Source organism: Stakelama pacifica, assembly GCF_004361835.1.
Lineage (GTDB): Bacteria > Pseudomonadota > Alphaproteobacteria > Sphingomonadales > Sphingomonadaceae > Sphingomonas > Sphingomonas pacifica.
Genome location: NZ_SNWD01000003.1, coordinates 100,139 through 126,893 on the forward strand (window position 1 = coordinate 100,139; position 26,755 = coordinate 126,893).

The 26,755-nt window shown below is 62.8% G+C and carries 17 protein-coding genes and 2 tRNA genes; 7 read left to right on the forward strand and 12 right to left on the reverse strand.

The features are described 5' to 3' along the window. Positions 1–8: 8 nt before the first annotated feature. Together EV664_RS19635 and ccmC are read right to left on the reverse strand one after the other, a co-directional pair. Positions 9–137 carry a hypothetical protein gene (locus tag EV664_RS19635; protein ID WP_268237637.1) on the reverse strand — a complete coding sequence of 43 codons (129 nt, stop codon included), beginning with the start codon at positions 135–137 and terminating at the stop codon, positions 9–11. After that, positions 134–859: a heme ABC transporter permease CcmC gene (ccmC, locus tag EV664_RS06295; protein WP_133494846.1), complete on the reverse strand. Its 726-nt coding sequence runs from the start codon at positions 857–859 to the stop codon at positions 134–136. Before ccmC ends, EV664_RS19635 begins: the two co-directional genes overlap by 4 nt. A 116-nt stretch (positions 860–975) precedes the next feature. Here ccmC and EV664_RS06300 point away from each other — a divergent pair, with 116 nt between their 5' ends. Further along, a complete protein-coding gene (locus EV664_RS06300; RefSeq protein WP_133494847.1) occupies positions 976–1,203 on the forward strand; it encodes a hypothetical protein in 228 nt (75 codons plus the stop codon). A gap of 121 nt (positions 1,204–1,324) precedes the next feature. Here EV664_RS06300 and EV664_RS06305 read toward each other — a convergent pair whose 3' ends face one another. The 3 genes from EV664_RS06305 to EV664_RS06315 all read right to left on the reverse strand — a co-directional run bounded on the left by EV664_RS06305 (position 1,325) and on the right by EV664_RS06315 (position 3,695). Beyond that, a complete protein-coding gene (locus tag EV664_RS06305) occupies positions 1,325–2,377 on the reverse strand; it encodes a Glu/Leu/Phe/Val family dehydrogenase (RefSeq protein ID WP_133495060.1) in 1,053 nt (350 codons plus the stop codon). A 45-nt stretch (positions 2,378–2,422) separates the two neighbouring features. After that, a tRNA-His gene (locus EV664_RS06310) sits at positions 2,423–2,499 on the reverse strand. A 47-nt stretch (positions 2,500–2,546) separates the two neighbouring features. Beyond that, positions 2,547–3,695 (reverse strand): ATPase, T2SS/T4P/T4SS family, encoded by a 1,149-nt coding sequence (locus EV664_RS06315; protein ID WP_188656378.1) that lies wholly within the window; start codon positions 3,693–3,695, stop codon positions 2,547–2,549. A gap of 202 nt (positions 3,696–3,897) precedes the next feature. Here EV664_RS06315 and EV664_RS06320 point away from each other — a divergent pair, with 202 nt between their 5' ends. Beyond that, the gene (locus EV664_RS06320; protein WP_133495061.1) at positions 3,898–4,581 is read left to right on the forward strand and encodes a prolyl hydroxylase family protein; all 684 of its coding nucleotides are present in this window, start codon (positions 3,898–3,900) and stop codon (positions 4,579–4,581) included. Between the two features lie 241 nt (positions 4,582–4,822). Here the strand turns inward: EV664_RS06320 and EV664_RS06325 are convergent, their stop codons facing one another. Both EV664_RS06325 and EV664_RS06330 read right to left on the reverse strand, forming a co-directional pair. Then, positions 4,823–7,534 (reverse strand): TonB-dependent receptor domain-containing protein, encoded by a 2,712-nt coding sequence (locus EV664_RS06325; protein ID WP_133494849.1) that lies wholly within the window; start codon positions 7,532–7,534, stop codon positions 4,823–4,825. A gap of 96 nt (positions 7,535–7,630) precedes the next feature. Next, a complete protein-coding gene (locus EV664_RS06330) occupies positions 7,631–9,250 on the reverse strand; it encodes a hypothetical protein (protein WP_133494850.1) in 1,620 nt (539 codons plus the stop codon). Between the two features lie 286 nt (positions 9,251–9,536). Between EV664_RS06330 and EV664_RS06335 the strand changes: the two genes are divergently transcribed. Further along, complete coding sequence (locus EV664_RS06335) at positions 9,537–11,549, forward strand: sialate O-acetylesterase (RefSeq protein WP_133494851.1); 2,013 nt, start codon at positions 9,537–9,539, stop codon at positions 11,547–11,549. A 45-nt stretch (positions 11,550–11,594) separates the two neighbouring features. Here EV664_RS06335 and EV664_RS06340 read toward each other — a convergent pair whose 3' ends face one another. Further along, complete coding sequence (locus EV664_RS06340; RefSeq protein WP_133494852.1) at positions 11,595–14,081, reverse strand: glycoside hydrolase family 3 protein; 2,487 nt, start codon at positions 14,079–14,081, stop codon at positions 11,595–11,597. Positions 14,082–14,215: 134 nt separating this feature from the next. Then, positions 14,216–15,166: an ROK family protein gene (locus EV664_RS06345; protein ID WP_133494853.1), complete on the reverse strand. Its 951-nt coding sequence runs from the start codon at positions 15,164–15,166 to the stop codon at positions 14,216–14,218. 306 nt (positions 15,167–15,472) lie between these two features. On the opposite strand from EV664_RS06345, the gene EV664_RS06350 reads away from it, so the two are divergent. The 3 genes from EV664_RS06350 (at position 15,473) to EV664_RS06360 (ending at position 21,503) form a co-directional block, all read left to right on the forward strand. Then, the gene (locus tag EV664_RS06350; protein ID WP_133494854.1) at positions 15,473–17,218 is read left to right on the forward strand and encodes a DEAD/DEAH box helicase; all 1,746 of its coding nucleotides are present in this window, start codon (positions 15,473–15,475) and stop codon (positions 17,216–17,218) included. A gap of 347 nt (positions 17,219–17,565) precedes the next feature. After that, entirely contained in the window at positions 17,566–20,616 is a 3,051-nt protein-coding gene (locus EV664_RS06355; protein WP_133494855.1) for a ligand-binding sensor domain-containing diguanylate cyclase, read from the forward strand. 203 nt (positions 20,617–20,819) lie between these two features. After that, positions 20,820–21,503: an HPP family protein gene (locus tag EV664_RS06360; protein ID WP_229668151.1), complete on the forward strand. Its 684-nt coding sequence runs from the start codon at positions 20,820–20,822 to the stop codon at positions 21,501–21,503. Between the two features lie 317 nt (positions 21,504–21,820). On the opposite strand, the gene EV664_RS06365 is transcribed toward EV664_RS06360, so the two are convergent. From EV664_RS06365 to lon, 3 genes are all read right to left on the reverse strand, one after another. Continuing rightward, positions 21,821–21,895, reverse strand: a tRNA-Val gene (locus EV664_RS06365). A gap of 75 nt (positions 21,896–21,970) precedes the next feature. Beyond that, positions 21,971–22,243, reverse strand: a complete 273-nt coding sequence (locus tag EV664_RS06370; protein ID WP_133495063.1) for an HU family DNA-binding protein — start codon at positions 22,241–22,243, stop codon at positions 21,971–21,973. Between the two features lie 153 nt (positions 22,244–22,396). After that, complete coding sequence (gene lon / locus EV664_RS06375) at positions 22,397–24,793, reverse strand: endopeptidase La (protein WP_133494856.1); 2,397 nt, start codon at positions 24,791–24,793, stop codon at positions 22,397–22,399. 166 nt (positions 24,794–24,959) lie between these two features. Between lon and EV664_RS06380 the strand changes: the two genes are divergently transcribed. After that, on the forward strand, positions 24,960–26,675 hold the full coding sequence (locus tag EV664_RS06380; RefSeq protein WP_133494857.1) for a M1 family metallopeptidase: 1,716 nt from the start codon (positions 24,960–24,962) through the stop codon (positions 26,673–26,675). Positions 26,676–26,755 lie beyond the last annotated feature (80 nt).

Genomic DNA, 26,755 nt, shown 5'->3' on the forward strand with positions numbered 1-26,755 from the left:
CCGGGACGTCATCGACGGCGCAGCGCCTCTGCCGCACGTTCGGCGCGGCGCATCGCACGCCAGCTGACCCATGCGATCCCCGCCGCGCCAAGGCCGGTCAAAGCATAGGCCGCGCTCACGAAAGGCCAGGGATTCATACCGCCGCCATCCGGCGCATCCGCGCCTCGACCTTCTGGCGGGCAAGCATTGCGCGCATCCGCATCAATACCAGCCCCGCGAAGAACAGCGAAAAACCGGAGAGCGTGAACCATAGCGGCCAGAGCATCGACGGAGCGATCGTCGAACCGGTCAGCCCGATGCTCTGCCCCTGATGCAGCGTATTCCACCAGATCACCGAATAGCGGATCACCGGCAGCAGGATCGTGCCCGCCACGCCGAACAGCGCGGGGATACGCCCGTCCCCGCCCCGCTCTGCATCGGCACGCGACAGCGCGATATAGGCGATATAGACGAAGAACAGCAGCAGCATCGAGGTCAGGCGCCCGTCCCATTGCCACCAGGTGCCCCAGGTCGGCCGGCCCCAGATCGATCCGGTGACGAGGCACAGGCCCGCGAACAACGCGCCCGGCGCAGCGATCGCACGCGCCGCAACTGCGGCCAGCGGATGGCGCCAGACGAGATAAGCGATGCTGGCCAGCGCCAGCGCGCTCCATCCGCCCATCCCCAGCCAGGCGCACGGGACATGAATATAGAGGATACGGACCGTCTCACCCTGAAGATAATCGGCGGGGGTGCGGGTCAGCCCCGCCCAGCACCCGAACAACGCCAGCGCCACGCCCGCCCAGAAGCAGAGCGGGGTAAGCGGGCGCGCAAGTTTCTGAAAGCGCGCTGGATTGGCAAGGGCGTGAAATATCGGCACTGCGGCCAATCGTTAATGGATTAATCGCTGCCGTTCCACCCGTAACGCTCTCGCTATGGCGCGAGCCGCTACCTTTATGGTAGACAACGAAAAAATAACCAAGCGCAGGAGAGCATATGCACGATCGGAAAGCGCCGTTGCTGCGCCGAAAAACGGGCATCTTCCTCGCCATTCTGGCGGGAATCGCGATGGGCCTTGCCTTTGGGAATATCGCGGTCGGGATCGCCGTCGGCGTTATGTTCATCGCCGGCTTCGCCTTTACGCCGCAAAGCGAAGGCGAAATATCGTCACCGGAAATCGAAGGACTTACCCGCCAGTCCTTAACGGCAGCCCCGCGCGATTAGAGTGATTTCGAGCGGGATGGACTCATCCGGCGACTCGGAAATAACGGAAAACAAAGAGACAGCGAGGGCCCGTCGGTTCGATCAGAACCGGATCGGGTCTGGCGCTGCGGTGCTTACCCGATCAGCTGCGCCCGATCAGTCGCTGTGCGATTCGATCCGCCACTTCGGCGTGCGGATCGCCGGTCGAATCGCTTTCGTCCCATACTTCGATCAGTCGCGCGGGGATGCGGTCGATCCGCGCCTCGACCTCGGCCCGGTCGCCCTGCCCCAGATATTCTAGCCCGACATTGATGATGCCGCCGGCGTTGATGACATAATCGGGCGCATAAAGAATGCCGCGGTCGAACAGCCGCGCACCGTCTGCGCGCATCGCCAGCTGGTTGTTCGCGCCGCCCGCAACCGCCTTGCACTGAAGCTGGTCGATCGTGCGTGCGTCCAGAATCGCGCCCAGCGCGTTCGGGCTGACGATATCGCATTCGAGCGTAAGGATTTCGGCCGGGTCAGCGGTCTTCGCACCGATTTCATCGGCCAGCTTTTGCGCTCGCGCGCCATCGACATCAGCGATGGTCAGCACCGCGCCGTCTTTGGCCAGCTTACGCGCAAGCGATCCGCCGACGCTGCCGACGCCCTGAACGGCGACACGAACGCCCTGCATCGAATCAGCGCCCAGCGCACGCTTCGCCGCAGCCTTCACGCCCAGATAGATGCCATGCGCTGTAAACGGGCCGGGATCGCCGCCAGCAGCGCCCTCGCCCACCGGCAGACCCGATACGTGGCGCGTCTGGGTCGCGATGACCTTCATGCGTTCTTCGGACATGCCGACATCTTCGGCGGTGATATAGCGACCCGCCATGGATTCGACTGCGCGGCCGAATGCTTCAAGCTGTGCGGTGCTGATGACATCGCCCTGCTTCGCGGCCAGCACCACGCCCTTGCCCCCGCCCATCGGCAGATTGGCCATGGCGTTCTTATAGCTCATGCCCCGCGACAGCCGCAGCGCATCGGTGATCGCCGCGCGCGGATCGGCATAATGCCAGAAGCGGACGCCGCCCGCAGCGGGTCCAAGATGCGTCGAATGAACGGCAATTACTGCCCGAAGCCCGGATTCGGGATCGGTGAACAGGTGTACGCCTTCATGATCGTCGAAGTCGGGAAAGCCCCAGTCGGTCTGCACGTTTTCTGCCCGGATCGCTGAAATTTCGCGCATGTGCGCGGGAAATGGGGCGATCGACGGGACTTGAACCCGCGACCCCTGGTACCACAAACCAGTGCTCTAACCAACTGAGCTACGATCGCCGTGAAGCCGCGCGCTTAGCGGCATCCGCTTTGCCGCGTCAAGCCATTCAAGCAGCAACGGGGTTGCCGCGTGAAATTCGTATCGCTTCATCCGGTGCCGTTTCGCCGTCACGGACGAGCTCCCGGGCCGCCGCGCCAAGGTTCGGAGACTTCAGAAATGCGTGCCTCGCAAGGATTGCAGCGTCCCCGCCGCCGCCGATCAGGCGACGAAGCGCCGCATCCGCCTCCACCACTTCGACGGCGCGCACCTCGCCCGAATAACCCTCACCATGGCATTGCGCGCATCCCGCCGCGCGATAGATCATCGTTCCGGCGTCAAAACCCAGCAATGCCGATTCGGACCGGCTCGCCTGAGCGCGCGCCTTGCACGCACCGCACAGCCTGCGCAACGAACGCTGCCCGACCACGGCGCGAATCACGCTGGCGAAATCGAACCGGTCGGTCTTGCGCAGCGCGACGATCGACATGGCGCTCATCGCGTCGTGCGACGACACGCCCGCGACCACTAGCCGATCGACCGCAGCGACCACCGCAGCGCGAATCGCCTCCGCCCCGTCAATCGTTTCGATCAGCAATATGTCAGGGAGAACATGTTCGGCGCGGCCGATCGCGCCTGCCAGCGACAAATGCCGGTCGCGGCGCAGCGTATCGATCGACAGCACCGCCCTGCCCGCGCGGCGATGATAGTCACCGATCGCCGCTATGGTGGCCGCACGCCCCTTCGGGTCCGGATCGGCGACGAGCACAAGCCCGGTGTGCTGCTCGATCGCGCGAATGACACGCGATACAAACTGCGGCGGAATGCCCTCTATCTCCCCAGCCGGAGCGGCCGCATCGGGAGAGGAAAAGAATAGCAGCGCCACGACGTCGCCATCGGCGCTTATCCATTCCATATTCTGCACATCGGCTTTTCGCATCTCTGCAAGCCGCGCGGCCATAGCGCTTCCCAGCGCCCCGTCGGCGGTAAGCAGCCGATGTCGCCGCGCACCGGGCAATATTGCCTCGACCGCCATCCGATCATCGTGCGAGGCGAAGCGCACCCCCTGCGCCCCGGCCGCAGCCACATTTTCGATCACCAGATCGATCATCGCTGCAGCCTGCGTTTCGGGATCAGTCGCTGCCGCGCCGGTAAAGTGACGCGCCGGACCCAATCCGGCAAAGATCGCGATCAGGTCGCTGCCCGCAATGCCGGTCATGGCAGCCCCGCCCTCAGGCGTTTCCCGCGTCGCATCCACTATCCTGAAACCCCATCGGCGTCGCTGTTGCGCGATCCGCCCGGACCGCCCGCAACAGCGACGCTATGGCGGATATTTTTCGGCTATGTGACACCGGCGTGAATTCATGGATTTTGCTGATCCGGGGCTTTGCTTTCCGCTGCGTGTCGCCCACAATGCGCGCATGAATGCGAACCCCAATCCCGCATCGGATTCCGTTGGCGTCGGCTTCGGATCGGGCTATCCGATCGAACCGGTGGTCGCGCATCTGTCAGACCAGCCGCGCGTGCAAAAGGTGCCAAGCCCGAAACTGACGCTGTTCGTACGCAAGCAGTTTCTTGACCCCGCTTTGTGCCAGTCGCTGATGGACCGTATCGACGCGAGCCGGCGTCCGTCGACCGTCGGCGATTCGAACGGAGATCCGTATTTCCGCACCAGCGAGACGTGCGATCTCGACGCTGCTGACCCGGTGGTGGCCGAACTCGATAAACGCATCCTTGCTTTTACCGGGCTCGACCGGCGGCACGGCGAACCCATTCAGGGGCAACGCTATGCGGCGGGTCAGGAGTTCAAGGCGCATACCGATTATTTCGAACCCACTGGCGAAGATTATGACAAATATTGCAGCGTGGCGGGGCAGCGCACCTGGACGGTGATGATCTATCTCAACGATCCCGAAGCAGGCGGCGCGACCCGGTTCAGGGTGATCGACAAGATCGTCCAGCCCGAAACCGGAAAGCTGCTCGCGTGGAGCAATCTGCGCCCCGACGGCACGCCCAATGCCGCGACGCTGCACCATGCGATGAAGGTTCGGGCGGGCACCAAATATGTCGTCACCAAATGGTTTCGCGAGCGGCCCTGGGGCTGATATCGGGCTGCGCCGTCCCCAACCTGCCGCCACGCCGTTGTTTTCCAGCTCTGAAGCGCGCGTCATCCGGCTGCTGCGGGCGCATCGCTGCCTCGTTGCACTTCGCGCGATGACGTTCCGACCCATGTGTCGCGCTTGCCGCCACATATTGAGCCGCCGCTGGTGATCGGCGCGATGCACGGATGCAACGAAAACGGGCCCCGGATCGCTCCGGAGCCCGTTTCGCTCATCCGAAACCGGATCAGAATTTCGCGCTGAGGCCCAGCGAGTAAATCCGGCCGCGATCATAGCGGTTGAAATAGACCCGGCCATTGTCGCCGAAGTCCTGATATTCCTTGTACTTGGTGTGGAGGAGGTTGCGCCCCTCCAGCTTCAGCTCGAACTCGGTACCAGCGACCATGAAGCCCTGACGTGCGACCAGATCGAGCTGGACGCCGGGATATTCATAAGTGTCCGGCAGCGTGTTGAGGCCGTCATATTGCGCACCGCGCGCGGTTACCCGCTTGCTGGCATAGCTCGCCAGCAGCGTGATCTGCGACAGGCTTTCGGTATCCTCGACGCCCAGCTGCAGGTTGACGAGATGGTCCGACTGGCCGGTCAGCGGTGCGCCATCGCGATAGATCGTGTTGGCCGCGACATAGTTTACCGTGCCGCTGGAAAGCGGCGTCGGAACGTCTTCTGTCCCGACCTTCAGCTTTGACTGCGTATAGGTGTAGTTCGCGATGATGAAGGCGCGACGCGTGCCGAACGCGCTTCCGACCCAATCGAGCGGGAAATATTTCGTCGCCTCGACTTCCGCACCGTACAGATCAGCCGCCGGGGCATAGGAAAAGCCGGTCAGGACCGGGTTATCCTGCGAGGTGAAGAACGAAACCGTTTCGATCGGCTTGTTGAGATGCTTGTAAAAGCCTGCGATGCTTACGCTCTGCTGATCCGCAAAATACCATTCAAAGCGCGCCTCGGCATTTTTCAGCTCGGTATCCGTAAGGTACGGGTTACCGATGAAGCGCCGGGTGGATTCGAAATCCTGATAGAATTGCGGCGCAAGTTCACGGAACTGCGGACGGGCGATCGTCTTCGATCCTGCAACGCGAAATTGCATATCCGGCGCGAAGTTCCAGGTAATCGTCGCGGCGGGCAGCCAGTGATCGAGGTTGAGCCGGGTGCCGCTGAACACCGTACTGCCAGTGATTACCTCTTCGAGCGCATCTTCATAGCGGATGCCGACCGTGGCGCGCAGGCCGTCGGCCAGCTCGGATTCGATCTGACCATATCCGGCATGAATGCGCAGCTTGCCCTGATAGCGCGCTGCGCCTTGGTTCGCCGAGGTATTGGTCGCGGTGATACAACCTTCTGCATCATCGCAGGAATCGAACAATACCGTGTCGGAGAAGAGCTGATCGGGCCGCAAATAGCTATAGGGCGCCTGAAGAGACCCGCCCGCCTTGGTCCGATATTCGAAGCTGAAGCGCGTCGAATCGCGGTTCGTATCCGAATAATAATAACCCGCTGAAAGCGTGGTCGGCCGCGCGGTCGGCAGCTTATAGGAAAGATCCGCCTGCCCGCTCCACAGATCTTCGTTCAGATCGCTGAAATTGACATTGGCGAAGCTAAACGCGGTCTGATTCAGCGCATTTTCGTACACGCCGTCATCGCGATCGAACTTATACTGGAACTCGCGCTCATACGGCGCCTTGCGCTTGGTATTGGCATAGGCTCCGCGCAGATCGAGGCCAAGATCGCCGATCTTGAATTCGCCGGTCAGCTGGCTTTCGATCAGCTGCCGCTCATACCAGTTGGTATTTTGCTGCACGATCGGGTCGCCGCTGGAATTGGTATAGTTGGTCGCAGCGGCCAGCCGGCCCTGTTTGAGCGTGTCGTGGATATAGACATTGGTCCAGCGGATGCGCTGCCGCCCGAGTTCTGCACCAAGGCCGAGCAGGCCGTTGGTGACGATGCGGTTGTCGGTGATGACCGCATCGAAATCGTTGCGCTTCTGACCGCTCGGCGCAGTTGTATCCTGCTGGATCGTATCGCGGGTGCGGAAGGTGTTGGAGAAATTTCCTGCCGCGATCACACCCAGCCGGCCCGAGCCGATATCCGTCGAGGTGCCGAAGCTGAGATTAGCGCCGAAATTGGCCGGAAGATGATGGTTGGCCTGAAGAACCGTCGTGCGGCTATTGTCCATCTGCGCGATCTGATTGGTCGTGAGGAACGCAGAGCTGCCCTGCCCGAGCCCAAGATCGCGGATGAACGAAGGCACGTTGCGCGTACCATCGTCATAGCCGTTCCAGTCATGCCCGCCGCCGTCATAGACATAGCCGAGCTCGCTGGTCGTTTCGGTATCCGCCGCGATCGACCCGCCGACCTTCAGGAACGTCTTGTCGGGAATGGCGCGAGTGGTCAGGTTGATCACACCGCCGCCGAATTCGCCGGGATAATTGACCGAATAGCTTTTCTGAACGAGCGCGCTGCCGACGATTTCGGTCGGGAAGATATCGAGCGGGACGGTACGGCGGAGCGGTTCGGGGCTCGGCAGCGGCGAACCGTTGAGCATCGCCAGCGAATAACGATCGCCAAGGCCGCGAACGAAGACGAAGCCCGAATTGACGACCGACAGGCCGGTGACACGGCTCAGCGCCCCGGCAATGTCGCCTTCGCCGGTACGCGCAATATCTTCGGTCGACAGCACCGACAGCACCTGCGGCGTCGCGCGGACCTGATTTGGGATATTGCGGCCAACGACAACGATGTCCTCGGCGCTGCTGGGATCATAACCGGGCGTGGAAACTTCCACTTCCTCGTCCTGGCTCTGATCGTCCTGCGGCGGCGCTGCGGTCGTCGGCGCACTTTGGGCACCGGTCGCGCTGCCGGCCGTCTGGGCGAGCACGGCAGGGGCGGTGAACTGAGTCGTAATCAGCAACAGGGTGCCGAATGCGATTGGCTTTTTCATGGCAGGAGTCCCGCTCGAATAGCTTATAAGGCAAGCGCCGGGATGGCGGGTTTTCCCCGACATCCCGGCGCCAGTTCCATCAGACGCCGGTCAGGCTTAGCGGCCGGAGCAGGCGAAATAGACCGAAGTGAACATCGGCGGGCCGAGGTCCTGCTTCGATGTATCGGCCGCCCGAACCGTGGTCCGGTCTGCCTGGCTGTTCTCACGTGCGATGATGTTCAGGCACGGCTGCGGCGTCTTCAACACCATATTGTAGAAGTGATAGTCGGCGCCGCCGCGAATGCGCAGCGCACCGGGTGTACCAGAGGTGTGGATTACCGTTACGTTTGCCACCTGACCATATTGGCGCGGGAGCAGGTCTTCGCCGTTATTGGAGTCGATTTCGAACGCGAAGGAGTCGTCGGTCGAACCGCCCGGCTTCTGCGCGATTACCACATACTGGATCATACCGCGCCAGCCATGGTCGGTGTCGAGGCTGTCATCGTCTGCGCCGATCAGCGCGAGATGCTTCAGATTGACGGTGCCGCCGAAGAATTCGATGCCGTCATCCGACGAGTTATAGGTCTGGAGATGATCGATGGTGGTGCCCGAACCGACACCGCCCAGCGTCAGGCTCTGCAGTTCGTTACCCTCGGAGATGGCAATGCCCGAATAGTTGATCTGGACATATTCCATCTCACCGCTCGAATCATTCTTTGCCGTACCACCGAACAGATGCGGTTCGGCAAAGCCTTCGATCGTATTCTGGCACGTCGTGCTCGATCCGTCCGCATTGTTGGGACCGGTACCGGTGGCGCAGACTGCGGTGGGCGCGCGGCCCAGCAGCACGACGCCGCCCCACTGGCCCTGCGACGCGGCCGAAACACCGCCGGTCGTCAGGCTCTGTCCAGAGGTGAAGATGATCGGCTTGTCGGCCGTGCCGACAGCGTGAATCTGCGAACCGCGATTAACGAGCAGCGCGTCGTTATTGGCATTATCGTCGTCGGCAGCAAGCACCACACCCGGTTCGATCGTCAGGTCGCCGACCGTGCCGGCGGTGCCCGAAATACCGCGGTCAACGCCGACCTGAACCACGCCGCTGATCTGATAAATAACGCCCGCAACATAGGGCAGCGTGTAGTTGCCGTTGATCTGGTTAGGCAGTGTGCACAGGCGGAAACCGTTCACCACACCGCCATCGGCCGTGCCGCTGATGCACGCGCTGACGTCCGGCGTGGTCGCAGGCTTGGCCATCGGAAGATCGGTGCAGGCACGCGCGCTGCCGAAATTGGCGGCGGTCGAGTTACAGGTCCATCCGCGGAAAGCAGTATCGCCCTGACCGTTCAGCGCGCCGATATATTGGGCAGTGTCAAAAAATCCATCGACCGTCGACATGTCAGTTGCGGTCAGGGTGGCGGCCGCATTAGCAGCGAGCAGGCCGCTGATCGCATTCGAACCGTCAACCACGACATTCTCGCCCGACTCGGCGATTTCGAGCTGTTCTTCCGGCGTGATCGTGATGCCGCTGCTGCCTTCGCCGTCGTTCGATGCGAAATCGGCGGCGGTGAAGCCGGGCGTCGGCGTCGGCGTCGGAGCCGGGGTAGGAGCAGGCGTCGGGTTGACAATAACGGTGCCGGCGCCGGGCGAAGCAACGCTGTTCGCGCCGTCACAGCCCGAAAGCGCGGTCGCGGAGCAACCCGCGAGAAGCATCAAGCCGATACGATGAATCCGAGCCATTAATATTCCCCTTTTGCGAAACTTTTTCCTGCGGGTGGATCACCCGGAACCGACTCGAAAAAAGAAACTTTCCAGCCGGTTGCTCAGCCGCCTGCTAGGGGTGCCGCATGACAGCACGATGCGGTTTTGAAGAAATTTCGGTTACATCAAGGTGACAAATCCATGACGGTCAGCGCGTGTCTGTCGACAAGTCGCGCCCTGACAGATTGCCGCTTGATCCGATTGCCGTGCTGGTAGAAGTTAGCGCAAACATCAAAAAAATCGCTTAATATACGGGGAGAGGATAGTGGTTCGACGCTTTCACGCTTTCACCATCTTTGCGCTTGGCAGCGTCGCGACAATGGCGATCGGGGTCCCAGCCACCGACGCCCGGCCACAAACAGAGCCTGCCGCGCCGCAACAAATATCGGTCCGGTTTGCGAATATCTTTGCCGATCATGCGGTGCTTCAGCGCGATCGTCCGATCCGCATATGGGGCAGCGCGGCACCGGAGGAGATCGTAACGGTGCGCCTTAACAACGCGATCGCGAATGCCCGCACGGATCGCGACGGGCACTGGCAGGTCTCGCTCCCGGCGATGGAGGCCGGCGGTCCCTATATGCTGACTGCGATGGCCGATGGCGTGACAAGCCGCATTTCCGACGTGATGATCGGCGATGTCTATCTGTGCAGCGGTCAGTCGAACATGGAGTTTCCGGCGAAACTGTCGACCGGTGCCTGGGGCGGACTCGAGCAAGCGCCGCGCCCTGACCTGCGCTTCGCCATCATCCCCAATCGCAGCGAAGCCACAGCGCAGAGCGATCTTGCCAAGCGCGCCGACTGGCAGGTCGTCGGACCGGCCAGCGTGGGCGAGGCATCGGCGGTCTGCTATTATATGGCAAGCGCGCTGCAAAAGCGGCTCGGCATTCCGGTGGGATTCGTTTCCGCTGACTGGGGCGGCACGACCATTCAGAGCTGGATCAGTACCACCGCGCTGTCGAACCTCGACAAATATCGTGAAGGCGAACGGATCGTGGCGTTGATGGCCACCGATCCGACTGCGGCTCGCAAGGCCGAACAGGCCCGGCGCGATCGTTGGTGGAACGCGAATATTCCGTCGGCGCGGGCGCATCTCGCATGGGCAGCGCCGGGCTTCGACGACAGCGGGTGGCCGACGGTCGTGCCCAAAAGCGGATGGACCCGATGGGGCCAGCCCGACCTTGCCGGGTTCAACGGCGTGCTCTGGTATCGCACCAGTGTCGACCTGACCGCCGAACAGGCGGCGGCGGGACAGAAAATCGAGCTTGGCCCGATCGACACGGTCGATGACGTCTGGGTGAACGGCCAGTGGGTCGGCGGCGGCGGAGTCGAATGGATGTGGCGTAGCTATGCGCTGCCCGGCGCGCTGCTGCGCGAGGGGCGCAACACTATTGCCGTTCGCGCGCTCAGCCGGGGCAAGGAAGGCGGCATGACCGGCCTGCCAGACAATCGCGGCATCCGGCTGACCGACGATACGCTGGTCCCGCTCGGCCCCGGCTGGCGCTATCAGCGCGGCGCGTCGGTGCCATCCGACCTCAAACCGCTGACGCCGCCGCCCTGGGAGCCGCCACAAAGCCTTTCGACCCTGTATAACGGCATGATCGCGCCGATCGCCGGCTATGGCTTCCGCCTTGCCGCCTGGTATCAGGGCGAATCCAATGCAGGAGAGGCGGGCGAATATGCCACGCTGCTGCCGATGCTGATGGCGGACTGGCGCAAACAGTTCGATTCGCCGGACCTGCCCTTCCTGATCGTGCAGCTTTCGTCGTTCGGGAAGCCGACCGCTACGCCGGAGCAAAGCGGATGGGCCGAGCTTCGCGATGTTCAGGCAAAGGTCGCGCGCGCCGATCCCCATGCCGCGCTTGCCACGTCGATCGACCATGGCGACCCCGGCGATGTTCATCCTCCGCAGAAAAAAGTGGTGGGCGAACGGCTCGCCCGCGCAGCGCGTGCGATTGTTTACGGAGAGAATGTCACGCCCAGCGGTCCCTATGCCGCCGATATCCGGCGCGACGGCGACGATTTGATGGTCCGTTTCGCCGATAGCGACGGCGGCATGCAAAGCTATAGCGGCAATGTCGCGACCGGGTTTCAGGCATGCGATATCGGCAATGATTGCCGCTATGTCGCGGGAACGGTCGAAGGCGATAGCGTGCGCCTGTCCGGCGCGAATCGGCCGGGCGTCGTGAAGCTTCGTTACGGCTGGTCCGACGCGCCGTTTCTGAACCTGTTCGGCAAAAACGGCCTGCCCGCTATCCCGTTCGAACGCGCTATAGACTGAACGAATATGGGGAGGATGCCGAAACACCCTCCCCGCCCGTTCAGATCATTTCGGGTCGCAGGAGAACGGCCCCGGCGCGGGGCTCGCAATGCGAATGCCGGAAATGTCGATCACTGCCGGACCGTCGGCTGCGAAAATCGCGGGCTGCGCGATCTGCGACATATCAAGCCCCTTTTGCGCGAAGCAGCGCAGCGGCACCGCCATCTGACGCCACTCGCCCGTGCCCTGTTTCAGAGCGTCAGTGATCGCGACGGTCGCACTTTTGCCGCCACCGCCCATGCCGAGCGTCACTGCGCCCTGCGGTGCCTTCACGACGCGATATTCGACGATCAGGCCAAGATCGCCGTTCGTTTCGCGGCTAAGATCGAGCGCCTGCACTTTGTTCAGCGCCAGCTGCCCTGCCCCGGCAAAGCTCAGCCGGTAGGAATCCTCCTGCGCGCGGCGATCGACCTTCGACGTGGTCAGCGCCCCCTGCGGCGCGAGAATGATCCCGGCGCCCAGCCGTCCGCGAACGAATACGTCATTCTGATTGCCGCCCAGCCCTTCGGGCTTGCTCTCATCGAGCTGCGGCACCGTGCCGCCCTTCGCATAGGTCAGGCCATAGCCGAAGGGAAACAGCGGATCATATCCGGCATCGCGGCGATTGAGGACATATTGATCGGCGCGTTTGGGCCAGGAGAAGGACAATTTGCCGTGGAAATCAAAACGCGGCTTGCCGTCATTACCCGCGACCAGAACGTCGGCGATCCCGCCGCCTTCGGTGCCCGGCAGCCACGCCGCAACGAAAGCGTCTGAAGCATTTATTTCGCGGTTCACCCAAAGCGGACGCCCCGATAAAAATACCGACACGACCGGAATTCCTGCCTTTTTCAAACGCCGCAGCATATCGAGGCTCGACTGGTCGTCGGGGCTGAATTCCAGCGTGGGCCGGTCGCCGGCGAATTCGGCATAGGGCGTTTCGCCGAACACCACGATCGCTACATCGGGCTTGTCGGTATAGCTGCCGTCGGTCGAAAGCGTCGCGGTGCCGCCCGATTCGGTGATGGCATATTTCAAACCTGACCAGATCGATTCGCCGTTCGGGAATTTGTCGTTGGGAACATCGGTTCCCTGCCAGGTGATTGACCAGCCGCCCGACTGCATCGAGATATTATCGGCACCTTTGCCCGCGACGAGCACGTGCGCGCCCGGCCGGATCGGCAGCACCGAGCCCTGATTTTTGAGGAGGACGAGCGATTCGCGAACCGCCTGCCGCGCGAGGGCGCGATGCGTGGGCGCTCCCAGAAGGCCGAATTTGCCCGCTATCGGGCGGGAGGACGGACGCCCGGCATCCAGCGCACCCGAAATCGCCTTTACCCGCAGGATACGGCGTACCGCATCGTTCAGCCGCGCCATCGGGATCGTGCCATCCTTCGCCTCGCGCAGCGTATTGGCGTACAGTTCTTTCCATTTCGGGCCGGAATACATGAACATGTCGAGGCCGGCGTTGATCGCGGCCGGACAATCCTCATTGGTGCAACCCGGAAGCTGACCATGCGCATTCCAGTCGCCGATCGTGAAGCCGTCAAAGCCCCAGCGGTCCTTCAGCACGCCGGTAAGCAGGCTTTTGTTGCCGGTCATCTTCGTGCCGTTCCAGCTCGAAAAGCTGGGCATCACGGTCAGCGCGCCTGCCGGAAGGCCAGTCATATAGCCCGCTGCATGCACGTCGCGCAGCACCTTTTCGGAAACGCGGGTATCGCCCTGATCGTGCCCGCCGGTGCCGCCATCGCCAAGGAAGTGTTTCACCGTCGAAATGACATGGCCGGGCGCCATGAAGTCGACTCCGATCTGCCCCTGAATGCCGCGCACCATAGCGCCGGCATATTCGGCGACGATCTCCGGCTCTTCCGAATAGCTTTCATAGGTGCGGCCCCAGCGATCGTCCTGCACAACCGCCACCGTCGGCGCAAAGCTCCAGTCGATCCCCGTAGCGGCCGTCTCCGCCGCCGTCGCCGCGCCGATCCGTTCGATCAGCGCCGGGTCGCGCATCGCGCCGAGCCCGATATTGTGAGGGAACAGCGTCGCGCCGACGATATTGTTATCGCCATGCACCGCGTCGGTGCCCCAGATCACTGGAATCGCCGGACGCCCGTCCGAACGTTTCATCGACGCATCGTAAAACCGGTCGAACAGCTTCAGCCATTCTTGCGGCGGCGCGAACTCGTCATTGTTCGGCGCGGAATTACCGCCGTTCAGGATCGAACCGAGCTTATAGGTTTCAAGGTCCTTCGGCTGAATCGAAGCGATATCGACCTGAATCAGCTGGCCGACCTTGTCTTCGATGCTCATCCGGCTGAGCAGTTTTTCGATGCGCGCTTCGACCCTGGGATCGCGCGTGCGCTCCATCTTCAGCAGCGGCCACTGATCGGGATGCGCCACCGCCTGCTGCGCTTTGTTCGGCACAGCCTCCTGTCCGGCGATCGCCGGTGCGCCCGCAAAAGGCGCAACGCCCGCCAACAATAGTGCCGCCCTGAACAACTTACCCCGTATCATGCCCTCTCCTAACCCAACGCCAAATGGCTTCTGCACGCCGAAACCTTCAGCGCGATTCGCCGAATGATAACGTTAAATCAGGAGGGGAAAAGCAACGATCTTCGCAAAAATCAGCGCCTTATCGCTGGGAACGGTTACATCCGGCTCGCGGATGCAGGTCGGGGCGAAGATGTGTCCGACATCACCTCGCTATCGCTCCACAATCGCGCCGCGCCGCGCACGCCGGATGAATCGCCCCATTTTGCCGGAACGATCCGACCGTTCCACTGCCCCCCGAACACGTGCGGTCTGATAAGAGCAGGCAGCTTTTCGTACAATTCCGTAACGTTCGACATGCCGCCGCCCAGAACGAATACATCCGGATCGACGATATCCACCAGCATGGCCAGCGCACGGGCCAGTCGGTCGATATAACCGTTCAGCACCGCCTCCGCCGCTGCTTCGCCGCGCCGGGCCGCAGCGATAATGTCCGCGCCGGCAAGCGCCTTTCCGGTCATTCCTTCATATGCATTCTGAAAGCCGGTGCCCGATACCATGGTTTCGATACAGCCTTTGCGTCCGCACCAGCAGTCCGGCCCCGGATATTCGTCCGCCGGCATCCACGGCAGCGGGATATGACCCCATTCGCCGCTGATGCCGTTGCCGCCCTCGACGATCCGCCCGTCGACGATCAGGCCGCCGCCGACGCCGGTACCGATGATGATCGCGAAAACACATGCCGCGCCCGCTGCGGCGCCGTCCAGCGCCTCGGACAGCGCCAGACAATTGGCGTCATTGGCGGCGCGAACCGGACGGCCGAGCGCTTCCGAAAAATCCTCGCGAAAGGTCCTGCCGTTCAAAAAGGTCGCATTGGCGTTACGCATCGTACGGCTGCGCGGATCGATCGAGCCGGGGATGCCGATCCCGACGCTTGCGCACGGCCCCGCCTCGGCCTCTGCCCGGGCCACCAGATCGCACAGATCGCGTATCGTGGCTTCATAGGTGCCGGGATTGGGAATGCGTATTCGCGTCAGGAAATCCCCCGCGCGATCGAGCACCGCCGCCTCGATCTTGGTTCCGCCCAAATCGATTCCCAATTGTCGCATGTCACCCTTTCCCGTCGCAGCCCCCGCCTGCCTCGCGTGGCGCAGTATACGCAAATATCCGGCTTTTAAAGAAACCAATTTGCTTTATGGCTGGAGATGCGCGGCTCGTCGACCCTTTGGTGATGCGTAATGGCCCTCGCCGCACTGCACAAAAGAATTGAAGCCAAGCCCGCGAAAATATTGTATGACCCTTCGCCAAGCCGTCGTTGCGTTCGACTGGCAGGCCATGCGGAACCCGAGCCCGTGGCCGTTATCCGAACAAATCCCGCCCGCCGCGCCATGCGGTCCGGCCAATTCGTGAGCATCATGACCTTTTCCGCCCTACCGCCCGTTTTCGGCGAAGCCCTTGCCGAACGCGGCTATGAAACGCCCACCGCCGTGCAGGCCGCCGTTCTGGAGGCCGAAGCCGCAGGGCGCGACCTGATCGTTTCGGCGCAGACCGGATCGGGCAAGACCGTCGCGTTCGGCATTGCGCTGACCAGCGACCTTGCCGAAGCGCTGGGCGATTCCGCCGCCGCGCCGCTCGCGCTGATCATCGCGCCGACTCGCGAACTGGCGCTTCAGGTTAGCCGCGAACTCAGCTGGCTGTACGGCAAGACCGGCGCGCGCATCACGACCTGTGTCGGCGGCATGGATGCGTCGAAGGAACGGCGCGCATTGCGTAGCGGCGCGCATATCGTGGTGGGCACGCCGGGACGGCTTCGCGACCATCTCGAACGCGGCGCGCTCGATCTGTCGGCGATCCGTGCGGTCGTGCTCGATGAAGCCGATGAGATGCTCGACATGGGCTTTCGCGAGGATCTGGAGGAGTTGCTCGACGCGACGCCCGACGGGCGCCGCACGCTGCTCTTTTCCGCCACCATGCCCAGACCGATCGTCGCGCTCGCCAAACGCTATCAGCGCGATGCCCTGCGCATCTCGACCGCGGGCGACGATCGCGGCCATGGCGACATCGCGTTTCAGGCAGTGACCGTCTCGCCGTCGGAGATCGACGCCGCTGCGATCAACCTGCTGCGCTTTCATGAAGCCGAAACCGCGATTCTGTTCTGCGCCACGCGCGACAATGTCCGCCGCCTTCACGCCACGTTGCTCGAACGCGGTTTCGCAGCCGTGGCGCTGTCGGGCGAACATTCGCAGTCGGAGCGCAATCAGGCGCTTCAGGCGCTGCGCGACCGGCGGGCGCGCGTCTGCGTCGCTACCGATGTCGCGGCGCGCGGGATCGACCTTCCCAGCCTCAGCCTCGTCATCCATGTCGAGATTCCGCGCGATGCCGAAACGCTGCAGCATCGTTCGGGTCGTACCGGCCGCGCGGGCAAAAAGGGCACGGCGGTGCTGATCGTCCCCTATCCGCGCCGCAAGCGAGTCGAATCCATGCTGCGCGGCGCGAAGATCAAGGCGGACTGGATCGACGCCCCCACCCCCGAAGCGATTCGCGCGCAGGACCGCGAGCGGCTGATCGCCGACCTGCTTCGCCCGGTCGAGTTCGACGAAGAGGATCGCGCGATCGCGCAGCGCCTGATCGCCGAACGCTCGCCCGAAGACATTGCCGCTGCACTGGTTCAGGCGCATCGCGCCGCCATGCCGCAGCCCGAAGAGCTGATCGAAAACACGCCCGAAGCGCGGCGCGCTGCGCAGCAGGAAAGCCATCGTCCCGGCTTCGAGGATGTCGTCTGGTTCCGCCTCGATATCGGGCGCCGCCAGAATGCCGATCCGCGCTGGCTGCTCCCGCTGCTGTGCCGCCGCGGTCATATCACCCGCAACGAAGTCGGCGCGATCCGCATCGGCCCCAACGAAACCCATTTTCAGGTGCCGAGCACCATCGCGGGCAAGTTCCGCTCCGCGCTGGAACGCACTGCGAAGGAAGAGGGCGACGAAGCCAGCGTGCAGATCGAGCCTTCGAACGGGCCGAGCGATATGGGTCGCCGCGCCAATTCTGGGCGTCCGAACAAGCCCCCGCGCCATCACGCCAAACCGCGTGGCAGCGCGCCGGGTGCGAAGCGTCATGGTACAGCGAAGGACAAGCCGCGCGGGCGCAAGGACCGTCAGTCCTGATCCTCTGACGGCGCCCGGCATCGCGCCCGGGCGTCGTCGTTAAGGTTTCCGCGTCGGTAGCGGCCCCGGCGCGCCCGTGCTGAGCAGGTTGCCCCGGCCTCGCTCCGGTCAATCGGGTATCGGGCGGAAATCGATATTGTTCAGTTCGGTCGTGGCTGAGGCGATTTGCATCGTCTGACGGCCCCCTCCCCGCGCCACCGTTCGATGTCAGCCCGTATAGCTGACGCGGCACGGGGCGCGCCGATGGCCGCTTTCGCCCCGTGGAGTTTCGCGATACCAACCGGCCGGACCTGCCGGACTTAACCGGATATTCACCATGAACTGGCAGTTCTGATCTGGGGAGTTCGATGCGCCGGTTTGTCAATTCTGCGGTTCTGGCGGTGTTTTTCTGCGCCGCGCCTGCGACACGGGCCAGCGCGGCGGATATATGGCAGGCGTGGCGATCGCCCTCCTTTTCCACGCTGAAAGACCGATCGGCGCTCCCCCATCCCACCACGACCGCCATCATTCAGGACACGAGCGGTTTTATCTGGATCGGCACCCGGCGCGGCCTTGCCCGCTATGATGGTCAGCGCGTGCTGACATTCCTGCAAAAGCCGGGTGATCCTTCCGGCCTCACCGACAATTATGTCCGCAACCTGCTGGCGCTTCCCGGCGGCCGCGTGCTGGTCGGGACCAATGTCGGCGGCTTGCTGCGGTTCGACCCGACGACGAACCGGTTTGCCCGGTTGCAGTTGCAGGAAGCGGAAATCGGGGAGCGCATCTTCGGGCTGGCCGCCGACCATCGGGGCGGTGCGTGGATCGCATCTGATCGCGGCGTGGGTCATTTGCTTCCCGGTTCGGACAAAATCGAAGGAATATGGCGGGGCAACGGCAAGACCGTCCGCGCATTCGCCGTGCATCAGGACCGCGACGGTACCGTGTGGATCGGTTCGGGCAGCGGGCTGCTCGTCCGGCGACCGGGCGAATCGAATGTCCGGCAGTTCAGGGCACATGGCGCTGGAGCCTCGATCCTCAACAGCGATGCCATCTGGGCGCTGATGCGGGATCGTGCGGGACGGCTTTGGGTCGGAACCGGGAGCCATGGGATCATTTGTCTGACAGGGAAGGAGGCCAGGATTGCGGACGGCCTGTCGGCCGATTCGCCTCTTGTCCACCACCGAACGATCCGCGCCATCGCGCAGGACCGAAAAGGCCGCATCTTCATCGCCACGGACGGGATCGGTATGATCATGATCGACGGCGATCGCCCCCCGATCGCCTTGCGTCACGATGCCGAGCGGGAAAATTCCCTGCCGGGCGACACCGTCCGCGACATCTTCGTGGATCGCGACGGCGGAGTCTGGGCCGCGACCGACGTCGGCCCGGCATATCTTTACGCGAAGCAAAAGCCCGCATTCACGATTACGTCCGGCATGTCCGAACGGCGTAAATCGCTGGCTTCGAACGATGTGCGCGGATTGGGCGTGGATCGGCAGGGCCGGATATGGGCAGGGCTCGACAATGGCCGCATCGACATTCTCGACGGGAAAGCCGGTCTGGTGCGCCATATCGCACTGACCGGCGAATATGCCGGTCAGGACGTCAAATCGCTGGCAATCGCTCCGGATGGCACGGTGTACGCAGGGGCGCGGGGGCTGGTTGCCATCGACAGCAAAACCCTTGGCTGGCACGGAATTGATGTGCCCGGGGTGAACGGCGCGGCGGTAATTTCGCTTCTGCTGTTCGGCCATCGGCTGATGATCGGCACCTATGAAGGTCTGTTCATACGCGATCTACAGACCGGACGTTTAACCCGTTATGTTCAGAAGGGCGATGAAACCGGCGGGCTGCCCGGTAACGAGGTTATCAACATTACCGCCATCGGTGACAGCGTCTGGCTGTCCACCTCACGCGGGATCAGTCGCTTCGATCCACAGTCCGGAACGTTCGAGAATTATCGCAACCGGCCCGGCAACCCGAAAAGCCTGCCGCAGGACTATACGAGTTCAATCATAAAGGCGCACGGCCGGCTTTGGGTCGGGACCTATGGCGGGGTCGCCTATGCGCGGCTGGGAAAGGGACCCTTACGCTTCGGCGCGGTGACCGAACGCGATGGCCTTGCCGGCAACGATGTTTCATCCCTGGTTGCCGACGCTTCGGGAAAAATCTGGGTCGCAAGTTCGGGAGGATTGTCGGTCATTGACCCGGCGCGTGGCACCGCACGTTCGGCCAGCACGGTCGACGGGCTGCCGCAAACGACGTTCAATCGCCGCACGGCCGAACCGATGGCTGACGGAACATTGCTCTTTGGCGGAACCGGCGGCCTTACGGTCGTACAACCGAAGGCCATGCAACATGAACATACGAACGCGGCGGCGCTCGTCCCCACCACGCTGGAAATCGATGGTCACGTCCTGCCATTTGGCACGTTGGCAGGCGATGAAGCGGTCAATATCGGATCGGACGTTCGCAGCCTGCGCCTCGGTTTTGCGCTGCTGGACTTCGCAGCGCCGCAGGATATCCGCTACAGCTATCGCCTCGACGGGTTCGACGCGAACTGGGTATCGGTTCCGTCGGACACCCCCGCCATAGCGGCCTATACCAATCTGCCCGGCGGCGATTACACCTTACGATTGCGCGCGCGGGTGCCGGGGCTGGAGGGGCAGACCGTCGAGCATGTCCTGTCGCTGCACGTCGCGCCCGCCTGGTATCAGACATGGACGGCGCGTCTCGCGTTCATCATCGCGGCGATTTTCGCGATCATCGGGCTCATCCAGATTCGCACCGCGTTCATGCGGCACCGTACCCGCATGCTGGAACGTATTGTGGAAGAGCGCACCCAGGCGCTGGTGGAAGCCAATGCGGAACTGGACCGTCAGGCACGCACCGATGCGCTGACCGGCCTGCTCAATCGCCGCAGCATGATGGATCGACTGTCCGAAGAGCATGTGCGCGCCACCCGCTCAAGACCGCCGTTTTCGCTCGCGCTGGTCGATATCGACCGGTTCAAGGCCATCAACGACCGGTACGGCCATCATGTCGGCGACATGGTGCTGCGGGAGGTCGCTGCCAGACTGGCCGGCGCGGTTCGACCCGTCGACATTGTCGCCCGACTGGGAGGGGAGGAATTTGTCGTCCTGCTGCCCGAATGCGGCAGGGAAGACGCCGTGCTGCATGCAGAGCGCCTTCGCGACGTGATTGCCGACCCTCAGGTCGACGTCGACGGAGCCTGTGTTCCCGTCACCGTCAGCATCGGCGTGGCGGACTGGGTCGTCCTCGAATCTCCTTCCGCTACGCTTCAGCGTGCGGATAAGGCGATGTATCAGGCCAAACAGTCCGGTCGTAACGCAGTATTCGCTGCGCCGCCCGACGATTATCAGCCAGATGCCGACAGAACGGCACGGAAGCGGACATAGCACCGGTCGGGCCTTTCTCCGGTAATCGGCAGAGAGGAACTACCGGGTGCAGGGGCCGCCAGTTTGCACATGGTGGCGACGCGCGGCATCGCCCTGAAACCAGCCCGAAAAAGATTTCTTAAGCGGCAGTCACGATTTCGATGATGCACAGCGCAGGGCTATGCGGCATGCCGCGGGCGATCAGAATAGCGTAAGAGATTAGTTTGTTCCGCCTGACCAGTGCCCGTTTCACCGCTCTCCTGCCCCAACACGCGTTCGATCGTCTCGACTGGCTGCGTTCGGCCGCAGGCGCGTCGATCGGCATCGCTGCCGCGGCAACGATCACCATGATGCTGCTGGGAGGGGACCGGACCACTCTGCCCTGGCTGGTCGCGCCGATGGGCGCCTCTGCCGTGCTGATCTTCGCTGTGCCGGCCAGCCCGCTGGCCCAGCCATGGTCGGTGATCGGCGGCAATCTGTTCTCCGCAGCGATCGGGCTGGCATTCGGCCTCTGGGCGGGCTCACCGGCGCTGGCAGCCAGCCTCGCCGTCGGCACTGCGATCGCCGTGATGATCTTTGCGCGTTGCCTGCATCCCCCCGGCGGTGCCTGCGCTCTGCTCTGCGCGCTGGGCGCTGCGGGAGCGGACGGGTGGAGCTGGCCCTATCTCTGGCCCATCGCTGCCAATGTTCTGGCGCTCTCGCTGGCTGGGTTCGTGTTCAACAATGCCACCGGCCACAAATGGCCGCACCGCGCTCCGGCGAGCGATACCGCCAAAGCGCAGGCGGACATGCGCGAGGATATCGAAGCCGTGCTCACCGAATGGGACGAAGTGCTCGACGTGGATATCGACGATCTGCATGCCTTATTGCAGGCGACGAATGCCCGCGCGGCGCGGCGAACGGCATAGGCTGAGCTGTGCGATCACCAAGGGCCTGGCCGCAGCATCATCTAACGAGCGCCATTGATCCCGACCTGCCGCGCGATCGTCATTGCGAGCCCCGAAGCCGCGCGGTGATCCAGAGCATCCGCGCCTCGCTGGATCGCCGCGCGGCTACGCCGCTCGCAATGACGATCCGTAGTACGTCACATATGCTGGAATACAGTATCAGCGAGATGCTCAGCGTCGCCACATCGCTCCCGCACAGCCCGATCCGGTACCGGAAACGATCCAGTCGCCATCAACGCAAAAACCCCGCCTATCCCATGGGACGGCGGGGTTTTTGATGGTGGGCGCGGCTGGGATTGAACCAGCGACCCCTGCGGTGTGAACACAGTGCTCTACCACTGAGCTACGCGCCCGACGCCCGGCTTGTCAGCCGGACAGGTCGGGAGCCTCTATTGAAGCACCCGACCCTTGTCCAGTCCAAAGACTGATTAGTTCACCGAATCCTTCAGGCCCTTGCCGGCCTTGAACTTCGGCTGGGTCGACGCCTTAATGGTCATCGGCTCGCCGGTGCGCGGGTTGCGGCCGGTCGATGCCTTACGCTTGCTCACGGAAAAGGTGCCGAAACCAACCAGACGAACCTCATCACCCTTTTTCAGAGCGCCGGTGATCGAATCGAAAACCGCTTCCACGGCCTTGCTCGCATCGCCCTTGCTCAGCCCCGACTGGTCAGCGACCTGTCCGATGAGTTCCTGCTTGTTCATATTCGTCGAACCCCTGTTATCTTTAGTGGTTTGAAAAAATTCGTAGCCGCGTGACAGCGGGCACGTGGCCGAACGCGCAGTAAGGCCGCTCACATGCCCGCTGTCAAAAGGAAAATAACGATTTTCCGCGATAAACCATGAAAATACGGTGGATTAATGGGGTAGCGCGCCGCCTACCCCCCCAACCGGCTGCTGCGGCTGGGCAGCAAGCTCGTCCGCATCGGTCCAGTCGATCGGCTCCAGCGAATCGGTGAGAGCGATTCGCAGCACCTCATCGACATGGCTCACCGGGATGATTTCCAGCGCCTCGCGGATATTGGCCGGAATTTCGGCGAGATCCTTTTCATTCTCTTCGGGGATCATCACCAGCTTGATGCCGCCGCGCAGCGCGGCAAGAAGCTTTTCCTTCAGTCCGCCGATCGGCAGAACGCGCCCGCGCAGCGTGACCTCACCGGTCATCGCGACATCCTTACGCACCGCAACCCCTGACAGGGTCGAGATGATCGAGGTGACGAGACCGATGCCCGCCGATGGCCCGTCCTTGGGCACCGCGCCTTCGGGCAGGTGGACATGGACATCCTTGCGCGCGAAAATGCTGGGCTTGATGCCGTATTGCGGGGCCCGCGCCTTGACGAAGCTCAGCGCCGCCTCGACCGATTCCTTCATCACATCGCCCAGCTTGCCGGTCGTCTTGATGCTGCCCTTACCCGGCACGGTGACGCTTTCGATGGTCAGCAGTTCGCCGCCCACTTCGGTCCAGGCAAGCCCGGTAACCGCGCCGATCTGATGCTCTTCCTCAGAAATGCCGAAGCGATATTTGCGTACGCCCGAAAAGTCGCGAAGATTGTCGGGCGTGATGACTACGCTCTCGGCCTTGTTCTCGAGGATACTGCGCAGCGCCTTGCGCGCCAGCTTCGCGATTTCGCGCTCCAGCGTACGGACGCCCGCCTCGCGCGTGTAAAAGCGGATCAGGTCGCGCAGCCCCGCCTCGGTCAGTTCGAACTCGCCTTCTTTCAGGCCATGCATCTCGACCTGCTTTTCGATCAGATGACGCTGCGCGATTTCGACCTTTTCATCCTCGGTATAGCCCTCCAGCCGGATGATCTCCATCCGGTCGAGCAGCGGCTGCGGCAGGTTCAGCGTGTTCGCGGTGCACACGAACATCACGTCCGAAAGATCGATATCGATCTCCAGATAATGGTCGTTGAACTTGTTATTCTGTTCCGGATCCAGCACTTCGAGCAGCGCCGATGCGGGATCGCCGCGGAAATCCTGACCCAGCTTGTCGATCTCGTCGAGCAGGAACAGCGGATTGCCCGTGCCCGCCTTTTTCAGATTGGTGACGATCTTGCCCGGCAGCGATCCGATATAGGTCCGGCGATGGCCGCGTATCTCGGCCTCGTCGCGCACGCCGCCCAGCGACTGGCGAACGAATTCGCGTCCCGTCGCGCGAGCGATCGATTTGCCGAGCGAGGTCTTGCCGACCCCCGGAGGGCCGACCAGGCACAGGATCGGGCCTTTCAGCTTGTTGGTGCGCGCCTGAACCGCGAGATATTCGACGATCCGGTCCTTCACCTTTTCCAGCGCATAATGATCTTCGTCGAGCACCTTTTCGGCCTCGGTCAGATCCTTTTTCAGCTTGGATTTCTTGCCCCAGGGAAGGCCCAGCAGCACGTCGAGATAGTTGCGGACAACCGTCGCCTCGGCGCTCATCGGCGCCATGGTTTTCAGCTTTTTCAGCTCCGACTGCGCCTTGGCGCGCGCTTCCTTCGACAGTTTCAGCGCGCCGATCTTCTGGGTCAGCTCGGCGATCTCGTCGCCTTCGCCTTCTTCGCCCTCATTGCCGAGTTCGCGCTGAATCGCTTTGAGCTGCTCGTTCAGATAATATTCGCGCTGCGTCTTTTCCATCTGACGTTTGACGCGGCTCTTGATCTTCTTCTCGACCTGCAGAACGCCGAGCTCGCCCTCCATGAACGCGAAGACCATTTCGAGCCGCTTGGCGGGGTCGGTTTCGACGAGCAGCGATTGCTTATCGGCAACCTTGATTGCGATATTCGCCGCCACTGCATCGGCAAGCCGCGACGGATCGTCGAGCTCCCCCAGCTGCCCCGCCGTTTCGGACGGCAGCTTGCGGTTGAGCTTGGCGTAATTTTCGAACTGATCGATCACCGAGCGCATCAGCGCCTCGACCTCGGTGCCGTCGGCCTCCTGATCGTCGATCGGGGTAACATGCGCAGTCAGATAGTCGCCGGTCGCTTCGATCTTGTCGAGGCTGGCGCGATCCTTGCCCGCGACCAGCACGCGCACCGTGCCGTCGGGCAGCTTGAGCAGCTGCATCACCTCTGCCGATACGCCGGTATCGTACAGATCCTCGCGATCGGGATCGTCTTCCGCCGGGTCGAGCTGCGCGACGAGAAAGATTTCCTTATCGTCCGCCATCGCGGCTTCCAGCGCGGCAACCGATTTTTCACGGCCGACGAACAGCGGCACGATCATATGCGGAAAGACGACGATGTCGCGAAGGGGAAGGACGGGATAGGACTGTTTCATGCATACTCCGGATGACGCCGTACGCGGCGCTTGGTCTGACGTCATATATGGGGGATCGTAAAGCCTCCATCAACGTCAGCGCAACTTTCCGCAGGCGAAGCGCTTGCCAGCGCCCGTTTCCTGACCGAAACTACCGGCAATTCATTTGAGAATGGGGGCCGATACAATGAAATTTGGTAGCTTGTGCGCTGCCGGTCTGGTGACGCTGGCCGTGACGCCTGCGGCGCCCGCGCTGGCCGAAAAGGGAAAGCCCGAACTGACCGAACAGACGATGCGGTCGGGCGGCGCAATCCCTGAAGATCAGGCGAAGCTGCGCTTTACCGCCGCTGATCTGGCCTTCGAGGTGTTTCCGCAGACCGAGACGCTGCAGGGTGTGGCGACGCTCGATTTCACCACCACCGCAGCGCTCGACCGGCTGCTGATCGATCTCGACCGCAACCTGCCGGTCAGCGCGGTTTCGATCAACGGCCGGACGCTGAAGCCGGACGCATGGTCCAATCCGGAAGGGAAGCTGACCATCCGCCTGCCGCGCCGGATCGCGAAGGGCGGCGCGATCAAGGCGCGGATCGTCTATGGCGGCACGCCGCATGTCGCAGTGCGCGCGCCCTGGGACGACGGCATGGTCTGGTCGAAGACGCCCGACGGCAAACCCTGGGTCGCCACCACGGCGGAGGGCTATGGCTGTGACCTGTTCTGGCCGTGCCTCGACTTCCCCACCGGAGAGCCGGGCCGGGTCGATCTGCACATCACCGTGCCGAAGGGGCTGAAGGCGCCGTCGAACGGCGTATTGCGCGGCGTCGATACTCTGCCGGACGGTCGGACCCGCTGGAACTGGTCGGTCACCAATCCCAACACCTATGCGATCGCGCTTAACGTGGGTCCGTATGAGCAAATGAGCGGAACCTATAAGAGCCGATACGGCAACGAAATCCCAATGCAGCTCTGGTATCTGCCGGAGCATGAAAAGGGCGCGAAGCAGCTCTTCGCCGAATTCGCCCCCACGCTCGATTTCTTCGAAAGCGAGATCGGCCCCTATCCCTTCCGCTCCGAAAAAGTCGGCGTGGTCGAAACGCCCTATCTCGGCATGGAGCATCAGACGATCAACGCCTATGGCAATGACTATAAGCCTGCCGCCGAAGGGTTCGACTGGCTGTTCCAGCATGAATTTTCGCATGAATGGTTCGGCAATCAGCTGACCGCCGCGAACTGGGACGATTACTGGCTGCACGAAGGCTATGGCACCTATATGCAGCCCTTTTACGGTCGCTGGCGCGAGGGAGAGGCACGCTATGCCGCGATGATGCTGAAAATCCGCACCGGCATCGCCAATCGCGTTCCCATCGTCCGCGATAAGCTGCTGACCGAGGAAGAGGTCTATGAAGCCGGCGATGGCGGCCCCGGCCTCGATATCTACAACAAAGGCGCGTGGATGCTCCACACGCTGCGCAATCTGATCGGCGACGCCGCCTTTCGCGAAGTTACGCAGCGCGTCGTCTACGGCACCCCGGATCCGCGCCCCGGCAATTTCCGCCCCCGCTTCGGATCGACCGACGAATTCATCCGCACGGTGAATGACGTGACCGGGAAGGATTATGGCTGGTTCTTCCAGGTCTATCTGAAACAGGCAGCGCTGCCGCGACTGGAGCAGGAGCGCAGCGCCGATCGCCTGTCGCTGCATTGGGATGTGCCGGGCAACGGCCCCTTTCCGCTTCCGGTCGAGGTGCAGATCGGCGACCGGATCGAAACCCTCCCCATGACCGGCGGCAAGGGCAGCATCGCCATCCCCGAAGGCGCGCATGTGATCATCGATCCCTATGCCCGCATCCTGAAGGCCGATCCGGCAATCGAGCGGCTGCACGCATGGGAAGCGGCGCAGAAATAAGGGGGGCGGCTTATGCCGACCTGCCGAACCTATTATAACATCGTCAGGCGATCCACATCGCCCGCAGCCTCGCATCATCG

Bases quoted from the DNA above. Each gene is read 5' to 3' on its own strand.
- EV664_RS19635 (WP_268237637.1), bottom strand. From the start codon at position 137: ATGAATCCCTGGCCTTTCGTGAGCGCGGCCTATGCTTTGACCGGCCTT.
- EV664_RS06300 (WP_133494847.1), top strand. From the start codon at position 976: ATGCACGATCGGAAAGCGCCGTTGCTGCGCCGAAAAACGGGCATCTTC.
- EV664_RS06315 (WP_188656378.1), bottom strand. From the start codon at position 3,695: ATGACCGGCATTGCGGGCAGCGACCTGATCGCGATCTTTGCCGGATTG.
- EV664_RS06320 (WP_133495061.1), top strand. From the start codon at position 3,898: ATGAATGCGAACCCCAATCCCGCATCGGATTCCGTTGGCGTCGGCTTC.
- EV664_RS06325 (WP_133494849.1), bottom strand. From the start codon at position 7,534: ATGAAAAAGCCAATCGCATTCGGCACCCTGTTGCTGATTACGACTCAG.
- EV664_RS06330 (WP_133494850.1), bottom strand. From the start codon at position 9,250: ATGGCTCGGATTCATCGTATCGGCTTGATGCTTCTCGCGGGTTGCTCC.
- EV664_RS06340 (WP_133494852.1), bottom strand. From the start codon at position 14,081: ATGATACGGGGTAAGTTGTTCAGGGCGGCACTATTGTTGGCGGGCGTT.
- EV664_RS06345 (WP_133494853.1), bottom strand. From the start codon at position 15,166: ATGCGACAATTGGGAATCGATTTGGGCGGAACCAAGATCGAGGCGGCG.
- EV664_RS06350 (WP_133494854.1), top strand. From the start codon at position 15,473: ATGACCTTTTCCGCCCTACCGCCCGTTTTCGGCGAAGCCCTTGCCGAA.
- EV664_RS06355 (WP_133494855.1), top strand. From the start codon at position 17,566: ATGCGCCGGTTTGTCAATTCTGCGGTTCTGGCGGTGTTTTTCTGCGCC.
- EV664_RS06370 (WP_133495063.1), bottom strand. From the start codon at position 22,243: ATGAACAAGCAGGAACTCATCGGACAGGTCGCTGACCAGTCGGGGCTG.
- lon (WP_133494856.1), bottom strand. From the start codon at position 24,793: ATGAAACAGTCCTATCCCGTCCTTCCCCTTCGCGACATCGTCGTCTTT.
- EV664_RS06380 (WP_133494857.1), top strand. From the start codon at position 24,960: ATGAAATTTGGTAGCTTGTGCGCTGCCGGTCTGGTGACGCTGGCCGTG.